Below are 12,832 nucleotides of genomic sequence, written 5' to 3'. Positions count from 1 at the left end.
ATTATTGTTAAGATATTGAAGTTCAGTAGGTAAAAATATCCGGTGGAACTGAATTACCGGATATTGAGTTGGGTCTAACGCCTATTTAGCATTCTCTTGCAAAATAAACTGATAGAGTTCGATAGGCGAAGAGATAAAATTACTGCCGGTTTGGCCTGAAATGGATTTGAGTTTACCATTTTCTTCAGGGAAAATACTGCGGTGATATTCGATCTGAGCTCCGCCAATGGATTTAATTTTACCATTTTCTTCCGGAAAAATGCTTCTGTAGTACTCCACTTTGGTATTGCCTATTGATTTTACTTTACCATTTTCTTCGTCGAAAATACTTCTGTAATAGGTTACGGTTTTGCTGCCTACAGATTTTAATTTTCCATTCTCTTCAGGGAAAATACTTCGGTTGTACTCAAATTTGGTATCGCCTATGGATTTGATTTTGCCATTTTCTTCAGGAAAGATACTGCGATAGTATTCGAATTTGGTATTGCCAATTGATTTAACCTTTCCGTCCTCTTCTGGAAAAATACTTTTAAAATATTTTATCTCTTGTGCCTTTGTGTTTAAAGTAAGGACAGTAAAAAACAAGCAGCTTAATATTTTTAAGCCATTTGTGTTAGGGGTCAATATGTTTTTCATGATGAAGCGTTAAAAGTGAACGTTGACTGTGAAAGTAGGGGTGAAGTTCTGTAAAGCCAGTCGGAGGTTATTGGTTTTATCGTAATTGTACAGCGATTCTGAAGCGTAGTAATTTTGATGGAAGAAGGTTACGATAGGAAACGAAAACTCGAGCGTGGTATGATCGGATATGGTGTAGGTAAAACCCGGACTTAAACTGGCACCATATCCTTTTACTTTAGCATCCGTACGAATCAGGTATCCTTCATCGTCAATTCTGTTAAAGGTGTTAACCTGAAGCAGTAGGTTGGCCTGCATAAAAAACTTGAAATGGTTTTTCACATCAACATACTTGCGTAGAAAGGGAGAAAAACCAAAGCTAAACTCTTTGGGGCCATAACGATCTTCATATCTGCCATCTTCTTCATCCCACGAAATGTAGCTTTCGCCGCGCAGTTTGGAAAGGCTTAAAGGCAGCTCGAGCCCTATGGCTAAGTTATTGGCTAAAAAATAGCCTCCGCGAGGGGTTACCGTAAAGGTGTTGAGGCTTGGAGCCGAACTGTTTTGTTTAGAGGTACCAAAGCTTACGCTAAGGCCGGCAAAGCCAGTTCCCTTTTCAGTTTGGGCATAACAGCGCCAACTGACGGCGCATAGTAGCGCCATGATGATTAATTTAGGTTTCATGATGTTGTGTTTTTGTGTGTAATCAATAATAATCATTATTGAAACAAAAAACAAGCAATGAAACTATTATGTTAGTTACTTTTGATTAAACAAAAAAATCCCATAGAAATTAATCTATGGGATTTGATTTGAGATGTTTTAATCTGCCTTTTGGTTCAGGAACACAAAATTATGATCGAACATATCTAACTTAATTTTACTGTCCTTATCTACCTTGCCCGCCAATATCTCTTTCGACAGCTCGTTTAAGATTCTTTTCTGGATTACCCTTTTCAGTGGTCTTGCACCAAACTGTGGATCGTAACCCAGTTGTGCCAGCCAGTCTAAAGCTTCGTCGCTGGCTTCCATTTCTATGCCCATCTCGGCCAAAGTATGCTGTACTTGTTTAAACTGTAAGCTTACAATGTTCCTGATTTCGCTGCGGTTTAATGGCGTGAACATGATCAATTCGTCAATGCGGTTTAAAAATTCCGGACGAATGGTTTGTTTTAGCACTTCGAACAGCTCATTTTTGGTTTTCGCAATCACCTCATCGCGGTTTTCATCACTTAAATTTTTGAAATTATCCTGGATTAAGTGTGCACCAATATTCGAGGTCATGATGATGATCGTATTTTTGAAGTTCACCGTTCTGCCTTTATTATCGGTTAAGCGGCCATCATCCAGCACCTGCAACAAGATGTTAAACACATCAGGGTGCGCTTTTTCAATCTCATCAAGCAATACCACCGAGTAAGGTTTACGTCTAACGGCTTCAGTAAGCTGTCCGCCTTCCTCGTAACCCACGTATCCCGGAGGCGCGCCAATTAATCGCGAAACGGCGTGGCGCTCCTGGTATTCACTCATATCGATGCGGGTTAACGCGTTTTCATCGTTAAATAAAAACTCGGCCAGTGCTTTGGCCAATTCGGTTTTACCCACACCCGTTGTACCTAAAAATATGAATGAGCCAATTGGTTTACGTTTATCCTGCAAACCGGCACGCGAACGGCGGATCGCATCAGAAATGGCTTCAATAGCTTCGTCCTGACCAGCCACGCGTTGGTGTAGTTCATGTTCTAAATTTAAAAGCTTTTCTCGTTCGCTCGCAATCAGTTTAGTAACCGGAATGCCTGTCCACCTGCCAACTACCCCTGCAATATCATCGGCTGTTACTTCTTCTTTAAGCATACGGCTGTCGCTTTGCTGGCTTTCTAAATCGGCTTTTAATTGTTCAACTTTATCCTGTGCTTCTTTAATTTTTCCGTAACGGATTTCGGCTACTTTGCCATAATCTCCGGCACGTTCGGCCTGTTCGGCTTCTAATTTATAGTGCTCAATTTGCTCAATCTGGTTATTTACAGCATCAACCAGATCTTTTTCGCCCTGCCACTTAGCTTTAAATTCATCACGCTCGGCCGATAAATTGGCGATTTCTTCTGATAACTCCTGAACTTTTTTGTCGTCCTTTTCGCGTTTAATCGCTTCGCGTTCAATTTCGAGGCGCATAATTTCGCGCTCTAAAGCATCTACATTTTCGGGCACGCTATCCATTTCCATGCGCAGTTTAGAAGCAGCCTCGTCCATTAAATCGATGGCTTTATCGGGTAAGAAACGGTCGGCAATATAGCGCTGACTCATTTCAACTGCTGCAATAATGGCTTCATCTTTAATCCGCACTTTGTGGTGGGTTTCATAACGTTCTTTCAATCCACGCAGGATAGAAATGGCATCCTGGGTATCAGGTTCTTCGACCATTACCTTCTGGAAACGACGCTCCAGGGCTTTATCTTTCTCTAAATATTTTTGATACTCATCTAAAGTAGTTGCCCCAATGGCCCTTAATTCGCCACGAGCTAAGGCTGGTTTCAGGATGTTTGCTGCATCCATTGCACCTTCGCCGCCACCGGCACCAACCAAAGTATGTATCTCATCGATAAATAAAATGATATCGCCATCACTTTGGGTAACCTCTTTTACAACGGCTTTTAAACGTTCTTCAAACTCACCTTTATATTTGGCACCGGCAATTAAAGCCCCCATATCAAGCGAGTAAACGGTTTTGCTTTTCAGATTTTCGGGCACATCGCCTTTAATAATCCTGAAAGCAATACCCTCGGCAATCGCGGTTTTACCCACACCTGGTTCTCCAATTAAAATCGGATTGTTTTTGGTCCTGCGTGATAAAATCTGAATCACCCGGCGGATTTCTTCATCACGGCCAATTACCGGATCCAGTTTTCCGCTTTCGGCATATTCGTTTAAGTTACGGGCATATTTGCTTAAAGCCTGATAAGTGGCTTCGGCATTTTGATCGGTTACGCGATTATCGCCACGAAGCTCTACAATAGCTTTTTTCAGGTCTTTCTCATTAACACCCTGTTCTTTTAATAATTTCGAAACAGAGTCGTTCACCGCTAAAATTCCCAATAATAGGTGTTCTACTGAAACAAATTCATCTTTAAACTCCTTTAAAAATGTTTGTGCTTTTTGTAAAGCACTATTGGCATTTGATGACAGATAGACATTGCTTCCGCTCACTTTCGGGAACTTTGCAATCTCTGCATCGAGATTTTGGTTTAAAGTATTCAGGTTAACGTTAAGTTTCTTCAATACATAAGAAACTACGTTTTCATCAACAGTAAGCAAACCTTTAAGCAGGTGTGCTGTTTCAATAGCCTGTTGCTGGTTGCCCTGGGCTATTTCAGAAGCCTGTTGAATCGCTTCCTGGGCTTTTATGGTAAAATTGTTGAAGTTCATATTCCCTTTAAGGTCAAAACAAATGCCATTACGATTTTGATTTTCAGAATCGGAAATTTTGTCGGTAAGAAATTATTTTTAATGACTAAATTACTGATTATTAGTGTTTTGAGCTGAAAAAATGTCGTGTTCCAGCTTGCTGTCATTCTGAACGCAGTGAAGAATCTTTAACGCATAGGAGTAATTGCAAATTGCCAATAGTTAACTAATTTGGGCGTTTCCCAATCCCGTGAAAAACGGGAAAGGGCCGGGCTTTTCAGGGCTGCGCTGCGCTCCGGTACCGATAAAAATCGGCACTAAACCCTTCCAATCCCTAACGCAAAACCCACCGTTTAAAAAATACGTGGGTTTAAACCTTACAGGTTTCTTTGCTACTGTACTATTAAAACCTGTGAGGTTTGTTTTGGGTTTTATTTAAGCTCAATGGTATATTTTCCGGCTGTGAGTTCTATTTTGTTACTGCTAATTTTACCATTAACCAGAATTTTCCTATCGCGTACAACCGGAAGTTCCATACTCGCGGTCGAATTTGGTGGCACAACAATCTTATAGGTAACACCACTAGGTGTTTTTTTCCATGCACTTACAATTTTGCCGTAGGGACCGATGTGACTGGCTTCAAAAGCATCCAACCCTTCCACAACATGCGGTTCTAAAATAATATGCTTAAAACCAGGCTGTTTTTCATCAGGTCTGATTCCACCAGGTGATTTATACAACCAGGCCCCAATTTCGCCAAACATGATGTGGTTCATCGAGATATCCGATTTAGCATCAATAGGCCAGTTTTCGTATAAGGTTGTGGCACCGTTTTCCATCCACCAGCCCCAGCTTGGGTAGGTTTTTTGCGCTGCAACTTTATAAGCCACATCGGCATATCCGTTTTCGCTTAAAGCATTTAAAATGGCTTTGGTGCCCAACAGGCCAACATCCAAATGGAACCCATCTGCTTCAACGCGTTTTGCTAAATTCTTTGCAACCAGGGCAACTGATGCTTCTGGAACAATTTTCCAGTAAAGCGGTACACTCATTTCTGTTTGTATGCCAGAACCGTAAATTCCTTTTTCTTTGTTCAGGTATTTGGCATTAAATGCATCTTTTATTTTCTTAACAAGGGCAGTATAATGCAGGTAATCGTCGTTTTTACTCAGAATTTTTGCTGCCTTGGCTAAAATTACCGCATCGGCGTAATAATAGCAGGTAGAGGTTAGCTCTACCGGTGATTTGGATTTTACCGGAATCCAGTCGCCCAAACCCCAGGTAGTTAAACCGCTTGGGTAGTTCTCATCAATATGGTCTACATATTTTTTGATGTTCGCGTAGCAATCGGCCAGTAATTTTTTATCGCCATAAAACAGGTATACATTCCAGGGAATAATGGCAATGGTACTGGTCCAGTCTGGTCCGTTACCCCACTCGTAGCCCCAGCCATCGGTAGGGATAATAGATGGCAATACGCCGTTCGGCTGTTGTTCGTCGCGGTGGTCGGCCAGCCATTTTTCGTAAATGGTAATGCCATCAAAGCCATACAGGCCAGTTTCAATGGCAATTTGTGCATCACCTGTCCAGCCGTTTTTTTCCCGCTGCGGGCAATCGGTTGGGTAGCCAAACAGGTTTGACAGGTATGAATTGTTAGTGGCGTAATAAATTTTATTGATAATTGGTTCAGACGATTTTACATCACCCAAAACCGGGACATCGCTGTGCATGAAATAGCCAACCAAATCTTCTTTTTTTAATTCCATAGGGCTAGAGCTGGTTACTTCTACATACTGAAAACCCTTGTAGTTAAAGTGCGGCATAAAACTTTGTTTCGCTTTACCATTCAGAATCAGGATATCGGTTTGAAAGGGATCTGTATTATCAGTTGGGCGGTAATGGGCATCGATATTCGAAATATCCAAACGTCCGTTTGCATATAAACGCTCACCATGTTTTAAACGAACAGTTGTTCCGGCAGCTCCGGTCAACGTAATTTTGCTTACTCCCGAAATATTCCTGCCCAGATCGAACAGGTAGGTGGTATCGTTAATTTTCTTTACTGTTTTGGTCGCAATTTCTTCTACATTTCGGATGGGGTGAAGGGCTTGTGCCACAATATTCCTTGATGGTGCCGAGCGATAAATCACATCTTTCCAGTCTTTATCGTCAAAGTTGATGGTATTCCAGCCTGGTTTTTCCATTCGGGCATCGTAATGCTCGGCAGTGTATATGCTGTTAAATACAATCGGGCTTAAGGCGGTTTTCCAGTTTTTGCCCGATTTGATGGTTTCAACAGTGCCATCATCGTAGGTAATTCTAACATCTAAACAGAAAGTTGGCCTGTTTCGCCATGGGGCGCGATCGAAATACCACACTGCAGTAGATTGATGGTTATACCAGCCATTGCCCAGCAATACGCCTATGGCATTTTTACCCTGGTTAATGGCTTCAGTAATATCATAAGTTACATAGAGTGTACGCCTGTCGAAACGGGTGTACATCGGATCCATGCGGTGGTTACCAATCTTTTTTCCGTTGATGGATAATTCATACAAACCAGCTGCCGCGATATAAGCCCGGGCCGATTTTACCTTTTTGCCTGTGGTAAAAGTTTGGCGAAAATAGGGGGCAGGTTTAAGCTTAACATTTTCGGTGTCCGAAATCCAGGCTCCCTGCCAGTTAGCCATCTGCATCATACCCATTTCAAAACCAGAAATCTTACTTATCGTTTTTTTATTTCCATTGGTAATATCAAGCCGCCAGAAATATTTGGTAAAAGGTTTTAGTAATTGACCCGAATAAGTAACTAAACTGAGGTCTGACTGTTTCCATCCGGTATTCCATTGTGTAGCTTTTCCGTTAAGTAATGCAGCAGAATCGGTATCTACCAGAATGCGGTAGGCGCTTTGTTTTGCATTTTGGCTATTGTCCTGCATTTGCCAGGTAAAGCGGGGATTTGGATTATCTAAGCCGATTGGATTGGTTAAATATTCGGTTTTAAGTGCGGTAAGCGTGGTTTGGGCAAAAGCACCAGCAATAGGTGAAAGTGAAAAAAGTAAGGCTGATACCTTTAGAAATTTAGATTTCATTGTTTTCGGTTTATTGAAAACTAAGGTATCAAAATAAAGTGTGGATGGATAAAGCGCAATGGATTTTTTACGCATAAAAAAAAGCGAAGAAAAACTTCGCTTTAAATGCTTACCTGTTGCCGAAATCATTCAGCTCAAGCTATGGGCTTATCCCAATATTTCTTTCAGCTGCTGCGTTTGGTGATCGACAAGTTTTTGCAATGGACCAGATGCCAGCATTTTCATCATCATATTTAAATCGGCCGAAATGATGTGTTTTGCCGTTGTAGTACCATTACCGTTATCGCTCACTGTCCATTTTAATTCTACTTCGAAAGGAGCTTTCTCGGTAGGAATGGCTGTTAATTCTTGATTTTCAACACGATTAGAGATTTTAATAGCCAGTTTTGCCATGTTTTGGATAGTAAAACGTGCTTCATCTTCTGTCGATTCCCAGTTATAAATATTTTCTGGCATCAATTGCTGATGATTGTTCATGTTGGATAGAAAGGCATAAACCTCCGCTACGGGCTTATTTACTTCTACAGCGCTTTCAATAATCGTCATTATATATTTTTTATAGGTTTTTTTAATATGAGGAAATTAAGCCTCCGGACTTAAAGCCTGTCCCCATTCTGAAGGGTTTAAGCGCCATTTGCCCAATAGTTCCATGTCGCTTTTGGCAATAATGCTGTGCTCGGCAGCATAATCGATTAAGGCAGCATAGTTTGATAAAGTTAAGTAACGGCATTTTGCAGCTGCAAAGTTTTCGTCCGCTTTTTCGAAACCATAAGTAAAAATTGCAGCTAAACCGGCAACTGATAATCCAGCAGACCGCAAGGCTTCAACAGCTTGTAAACTGCTTTTGCCTGTAGAGATCAAATCTTCGATTACCACTACGCGCTGACCTTCTACTACTTCGCCTTCAATTAAACTTCCGGTACCGTGTTCTTTGGCTTTCGCCCTTACATAGATAAAAGGAAGGCCTAGTTCCTGAGCTACCAAAACGCCTTGCGGAATTCCGGCTGTTGCTACTCCGGCAATTACATCTACCGAACCAAATTCTTCTTGAATGGCTTGTGCAAGTTTCTGACGGATATAGGTTCTAACCTGTGGATGGGAAAGGGTAATCCGGTTATCGCAATAAATTGGCGACTTCCAACCAGATGCCCAGGTAAAAGGATTATTAGGTTGTAATTTAATTGCCTTTATTTGTAATAAAAATTCAGCTACCTTTAATTCAATATCACTTTTATTATACATGGCCCAAAATTACAGAATTTATATTAACGATAACACCTTGTTTATATCAGATGTTTTACCAGAACAAAAAGAAAAGATTCAACAGCTTGAATTTCAGGATTTTGATTTGCAAACATTTTATAAAAAATTAAAAAATGGGTCTAAAAAAAGCTACATTTTCTTAACAAAGAATCCTCGGGAGACCTTTAAAAAGCTGAAAAAAGATTGCACTATAATTAAAGCGGCCGGTGGATTGGTAGAAAGTGCCAACAACAACTACCTTTTTATTTTCAGGAACAAGAAATGGGATTTACCAAAAGGTAAGCTCGAAGATGGTGAAAATATGAAAGAAACTGCTGTGCGCGAGGTAGAAGAAGAGTGCGGCATTAAAGTTTTTAAACGTGAGGAAAAGTTGTGTAAAACCTATCACGTTTATCCCATAGGAACCAAAATGGTAATTAAAAAAACTAACTGGTACAAAATGACGGTTAAAGGCGAACCTAATCTTGTTCCCCAAAAGGAAGAGGGGATTGAAGAGGCGGTATGGCTGGATAAAAACCATGTTGGCCCGGTAATTAAAAACACCTTTCCATCCATTATGGATGTGATGCGTGCAGGTGGAATCCTGTAGGTATTTATAAACCGTCAGGTGGCAACACCTGACGGCACTTTGTGCTGTTGCTATTCGTAATCCAGTTCATCAACCACTTTTTTAACGCGTTTCAGGTATTTTCCATAATAGTACCAGGCCCATAGTTCGGTAATAGCACCAATAATCAGAATGCTGATGAAGCAGTTTAATAAGATGTAAACCGGCGAGAGATTAGCAACAATCTTATTCATTACCGAGGTTTTTTCGATCAGTAAATACACCGATAAAAAGCCTGTAGCAATAAAGGCAACGATGTAAGTGAGTGCCTTGTAAAGCTCGATGTTCAGTTTCATTTCGTAAAAAAACCAGAGAATACTTTTCCGGCTATCCATACTCATATCGTAAGAATTTTTATAGAACCTGTAAAATTTAAAAAAGTAATATGTTGTAAACCCACAGGTTATGGCATAAAAAGCCAGATAAACCAGTTTCATCTTGTCAGAAAAATTAAACAGGTACGGAAAGACTGCCATAATCAGGAGTGCTGCTACCTGATAAAGAAACTCATGTTTCATTTTCTTCCGGATAATATCTATGGGAGTGTGGGCCTGCTTTATTTTAAGCATATCTGCCGAAATATTGGTTTCTGCATCCTTTTCAGCATTCCATTCGTTTTTTAAATCGTCAAAATTCATAACCGTTCTTCTTTATGATGAGTTGTAATTTTTCTTTCGTTCTGTTAAGCTTAACACGGGCATTTACTTCACTAATACCCAGGTTTTCGGCAATTTCGCGGTGCGATTGATCTTCGAGGAAAAGGAAAATCAGTGCCTTTTCTACCGCATTTAACTCCTGCACCGCTTTATATAAATAGCTGAGTTTTTCTTCTTTTAATTCGCTCTCATTGGTATCAACAATGTCGATGTTTTCATCGAGTGGGGTTTTATCTACCTTTCGGTTGCCTTTTTTGAAATAAACCAGAGCCGTATTTAAAGCAACCCTATACATCCAGGTCGAGAATTTACTGTTTCCTTTAAAAGTTGGGTAGGCTTTCCAAAGCTGCATCACAATTTCCTGAAACAGATCCTGCTGGTCATCAGTATTGTTCATATACATTTTAGCTACTTTATGTATAATGGCTTTATGCTGATTGATCAGGGAGAGAAATATGTTTTCTGTTTCTTTCATTAATGTATAACACATTGGTAACAGATTTTGAAAAACGTTACAGGTTATTTAAAAATAATATTTAACCACAGATAAAAAGGATAAACACGGATAATTATTGGTGCCAGATATTACTGTCTGGTGCCTTAGCTGGAATTTTTTGCAGAAATACGATTGATAATGGTTGTAGAAATCTGTCGGATGGTAACATTCAACAGCACGATTATTGGTTATTTAATAATATTAACCACAGATAAAAAAGATAAACACGGATGATTGTGGGTGTCAGCTATTACTATCTGATACCTTAGCTGGAGTTTTTGCGGAAATACGATTGATAATGGGTACAGAAATCTGTCGGATGGTAACTTCCAACAGCACGGTTATTGGTTATTTAAATAATATTAGCCACAGATAAAAAAGATAAAAACGGATAATTGTGATGTCAGATACTACTATCTGATACTTTAGCTAGAATTTTTGCTGAAATACGATTGATGTAGCGTTTAGGAATCTGTCGGATGGTAACATCCAACAGCGCGAGAATAAGTACTACAAAAAATCAAGTGCCTCTTGCGGTACAAAGGGGCTTACATCACCATGGTTCCTTAAAATGTCGCGCACAATGGTAGAGCTAATGGCCGAATATTCGGGTTTGCTTAACAATAGTATCGTTTCTACCTCGGGCATCATGGTTTGGTTAATTTGTGCAATTGCCCTTTCGTATTCAAAATCGGCGGCAGAGCGGATGCCACGAACCATATATGTTGCATTAATTTTGCGGCAAAAATTAACGGTTAAACCTTCGTAGGTTTGTACCTCGATGTTTTTATAACCCGAAAAAACGGTGTTTAAGATCTGCAAACGCTGGTCGGCAGTGAGGAAATTCTGTTTCGAGCTATTTAAACCAATGCCGATTACAATTTTATCGAACAAGGGAGTAGCACGTTGCAAAATGTTTACATGGGCAATGGTTATCGGATCAAAAGAACCAGGAAATAGCGCAATCTTCATAATTCAAATATAGATTATTGATGTGAAATTCAGTGTAACCTAAAGTTTTTTGAATTGAAAAATAAATTGTCTCGTCATTCCCGCGCAGGCGGGAATCTTAATACTTATTGCATTACGATTCCCAATCGAGTTGGGAATGACGAATTGTCTATCCTTGCCATAAGCAAACTAAATTTTGATTAAAAACGGATTCATATATTGAAAAACTTTTATATAAATTCAAAAAAACTAAAGGATGAATTGCCGTATTTGCGTGTTTCCTGATAGCCAGGCTGATTATTCAGGCGCATGTTGCTTTGGTGCTCTACTACCAGTAAGCCATCGGGTTTAAGCAACTGTTGCTCCTGCACTAAAACGGGTAATTGTGGAATGTTGGCTAAATGGTAAGGTGGATCTGCAAAAATCAGATCGTAACTACCTGTTAGCTGTTTCAATAATTTAAAAACATCGCCTTTGCGCACTTCTACCTGCTCAAATTCATACTTCTTTGCTGTGTTTTTAACCCAGTTTACGCAACCATAATCCATATCTACGGCCAAAATGTTTGCGGCATCGCGCGAGGCGAATTCGAAAGTCAGGTTGCCTGTACCGCAAAACAGATCTAAAACACTGCAGTTTTCAAAATCGTAACGGTTATTCAGGATATTGAACAAGGCTTCTTTAGCCATATCAGTTGTAGGGCGTACAGGTAAGTTTGCAGGGGGCTGCAAGCGGATCCCCTTTAATTTGCCACCAATTATTCGCATAAATCTAAAGCAAGCAAACCGCTGAAATAATGTTTGGGCATATCGGCCAACAGTTCGCTGTTTTGTTTTCCCGCCGGGAGAAAGAAATAAAGTTGATTGAAATATTTTAACAGGCAGTTATAGTGCTCGTCGTCTTCGTTGATAATGCCCTGGATATAAACGGGGATCTGCTCATTTAGGTTGAGCTGCTCAATAATCAGCAAGAGGAAATAGTTAAATTCCTCAGCGTTTTCTGATTGGTAATGATTTTGAAAAACAACCTTTTTGTTTCGGGTGTACAATACATTGAAAGAGATTGCTGTAAAATCGATGAGCAGCGATTCATCCGCCAGATGGTTAAATAAGGCAACCAGTGGCTCCGATTGTGGAAAGAGGTTAGCGTTTTCGGGTAAATGTGCTTTCACTTCATCATTTAAGCAGAAAACAGTATTAAAACCTAAAGCAGGATTGTGTTTAGTGTAAATTTTCGCATCTGTACCTAGGTAATTGGAGTACACCGCCAGGTTTTCGCCATCAAACCATTCGTCTGGAATGAATATAAAATTAGCGGTATGCACGGCGGCTTTAATTTCAGCGTAATTGAGCGAGAGGTATTGGTCGGTTTCAAAAGCAGTTTTTAAATCCTTTTGTACGTCATCACAGCCCTGTTTATCGAAAATTAGCTTAATCTCATCCGTATCTTTATTTACTACTGCATAAGAAAAACTATCATTCGTTATTTTTAATAATAAATGGCAGTTTGCAGATGCATCAGCTTTAAAATTCGGGTCGACTAATAAAAGGCTGTTATTACTCATTGAAACAAAAATAGGTTTTTTTAAGGATTAACAGCAATTGAAAGTACACAAAAGAATTAAACCACATATAAAAGGAATGAACACAGCGAGTTTTTTTATATCAATTTGTTGTTCCGATTCAAAATCTGTGTTTATCTGTGAAAATCTGTGGCTAAAATTTACTCAAATCTTTTTACCAAAATCAAA

12 protein-coding genes are annotated in these 12,832 nt (G+C 39.8%); 1 reads left to right on the top strand and 11 read right to left on the bottom strand.

The annotated features are described in order from the left end of the window. Positions 1–81: 81 nt before the first annotated feature. The 6 genes from HWV58_RS13355 to pyrE form a co-directional block, all read right to left on the bottom strand. On the bottom strand, positions 82–636 hold the full coding sequence (locus HWV58_RS13355; protein WP_175634581.1) for a hypothetical protein: 555 nt from the start codon (positions 634–636) through the stop codon (positions 82–84). Between the two features lie 9 nt (positions 637–645). Continuing rightward, the gene (locus HWV58_RS13350) at positions 646–1,299 is read right to left on the bottom strand and encodes a hypothetical protein (RefSeq protein WP_175634580.1); all 654 of its coding nucleotides are present in this window, start codon (positions 1,297–1,299) and stop codon (positions 646–648) included. Between the two features lie 138 nt (positions 1,300–1,437). Further along, positions 1,438–4,038 carry an ATP-dependent chaperone ClpB gene (gene clpB, locus HWV58_RS13345; RefSeq protein ID WP_175634579.1) on the bottom strand — a complete coding sequence of 867 codons (2,601 nt, stop codon included), beginning with the start codon at positions 4,036–4,038 and terminating at the stop codon, positions 1,438–1,440. 410 nt (positions 4,039–4,448) lie between these two features. Then, entirely contained in the window at positions 4,449–7,109 is a 2,661-nt protein-coding gene (locus HWV58_RS13340) for an alpha-L-rhamnosidase (protein ID WP_175634578.1), read from the bottom strand. Between the two features lie 147 nt (positions 7,110–7,256). Then, a complete protein-coding gene (locus HWV58_RS13335) occupies positions 7,257–7,655 on the bottom strand; it encodes an SRPBCC family protein (protein ID WP_175634577.1) in 399 nt (132 codons plus the stop codon). 36 nt (positions 7,656–7,691) lie between these two features. Then, positions 7,692–8,351 (bottom strand): orotate phosphoribosyltransferase, encoded by a 660-nt coding sequence (pyrE, locus tag HWV58_RS13330; protein WP_175634576.1) that lies wholly within the window; start codon positions 8,349–8,351, stop codon positions 7,692–7,694. On the opposite strand from pyrE, the gene HWV58_RS13325 reads away from it, so the two are divergent. Further along, positions 8,350–8,961: an NUDIX hydrolase gene (locus HWV58_RS13325; RefSeq protein ID WP_175634575.1), complete on the top strand. Its 612-nt coding sequence runs from the start codon at positions 8,350–8,352 to the stop codon at positions 8,959–8,961. The two genes, pyrE and HWV58_RS13325, sit on opposite strands and share 2 nt — an antisense overlap. A gap of 50 nt (positions 8,962–9,011) precedes the next feature. On the opposite strand, the gene HWV58_RS13320 is transcribed toward HWV58_RS13325, so the two are convergent. The 5 genes from HWV58_RS13320 to HWV58_RS13300 all read right to left on the bottom strand — a co-directional run bounded on the left by HWV58_RS13320 (position 9,012) and on the right by HWV58_RS13300 (position 12,646). Further along, positions 9,012–9,617, bottom strand: coding sequence for a hypothetical protein (locus HWV58_RS13320; protein WP_175634574.1), 606 nt, complete (start codon positions 9,615–9,617; stop codon positions 9,012–9,014). Next, complete coding sequence (locus tag HWV58_RS13315; RefSeq protein WP_175634573.1) at positions 9,607–10,110, bottom strand: RNA polymerase sigma factor; 504 nt, start codon at positions 10,108–10,110, stop codon at positions 9,607–9,609. Before HWV58_RS13315 ends, HWV58_RS13320 begins: the two co-directional genes overlap by 11 nt. A gap of 531 nt (positions 10,111–10,641) precedes the next feature. Next, a complete protein-coding gene (coaD, locus tag HWV58_RS13310; RefSeq protein WP_175634572.1) occupies positions 10,642–11,103 on the bottom strand; it encodes a pantetheine-phosphate adenylyltransferase in 462 nt (153 codons plus the stop codon). Between the two features lie 209 nt (positions 11,104–11,312). After that, on the bottom strand, positions 11,313–11,849 hold the full coding sequence (gene rsmD, locus HWV58_RS13305) for a 16S rRNA (guanine(966)-N(2))-methyltransferase RsmD (RefSeq protein WP_175634571.1): 537 nt from the start codon (positions 11,847–11,849) through the stop codon (positions 11,313–11,315). Further along, the gene (locus HWV58_RS13300; protein ID WP_175634570.1) at positions 11,840–12,646 is read right to left on the bottom strand and encodes a DUF3822 family protein; all 807 of its coding nucleotides are present in this window, start codon (positions 12,644–12,646) and stop codon (positions 11,840–11,842) included. Before HWV58_RS13300 ends, rsmD begins: the two co-directional genes overlap by 10 nt. Positions 12,647–12,832 lie beyond the last annotated feature (186 nt).

Origin of the sequence: Pedobacter ghigonis (assembly GCF_903166585.1) — a bacterium.
Taxonomy (GTDB): Bacteria; Bacteroidota; Bacteroidia; order Sphingobacteriales; family Sphingobacteriaceae; genus Pedobacter; species Pedobacter ghigonis.
This window is presented reverse-complemented; position numbering and strand designations above follow the sequence as displayed.

Bases quoted from the DNA above. Each gene is read 5' to 3' on its own strand.
- HWV58_RS13340 (WP_175634578.1), bottom strand. From the start codon at position 7,109: ATGAAATCTAAATTTCTAAAGGTATCAGCCTTACTTTTTTCACTTTCA.
- HWV58_RS13335 (WP_175634577.1), bottom strand. From the start codon at position 7,655: ATGACGATTATTGAAAGCGCTGTAGAAGTAAATAAGCCCGTAGCGGAG.
- coaD (WP_175634572.1), bottom strand. From the start codon at position 11,103: ATGAAGATTGCGCTATTTCCTGGTTCTTTTGATCCGATAACCATTGCC.
- HWV58_RS13315 (WP_175634573.1), bottom strand. From the start codon at position 10,110: ATGAAAGAAACAGAAAACATATTTCTCTCCCTGATCAATCAGCATAAA.
- clpB (WP_175634579.1), bottom strand. From the start codon at position 4,038: ATGAACTTCAACAATTTTACCATAAAAGCCCAGGAAGCGATTCAACAG.
- HWV58_RS13320 (WP_175634574.1), bottom strand. From the start codon at position 9,617: ATGAATTTTGACGATTTAAAAAACGAATGGAATGCTGAAAAGGATGCA.
- pyrE (WP_175634576.1), bottom strand. From the start codon at position 8,351: ATGTATAATAAAAGTGATATTGAATTAAAGGTAGCTGAATTTTTATTA.
- HWV58_RS13325 (WP_175634575.1), top strand. From the start codon at position 8,350: ATGGCCCAAAATTACAGAATTTATATTAACGATAACACCTTGTTTATA.
- rsmD (WP_175634571.1), bottom strand. From the start codon at position 11,849: ATGCGAATAATTGGTGGCAAATTAAAGGGGATCCGCTTGCAGCCCCCT.
- HWV58_RS13300 (WP_175634570.1), bottom strand. From the start codon at position 12,646: ATGAGTAATAACAGCCTTTTATTAGTCGACCCGAATTTTAAAGCTGAT.
- HWV58_RS13350 (WP_175634580.1), bottom strand. From the start codon at position 1,299: ATGAAACCTAAATTAATCATCATGGCGCTACTATGCGCCGTCAGTTGG.
- HWV58_RS13355 (WP_175634581.1), bottom strand. From the start codon at position 636: ATGAAAAACATATTGACCCCTAACACAAATGGCTTAAAAATATTAAGC.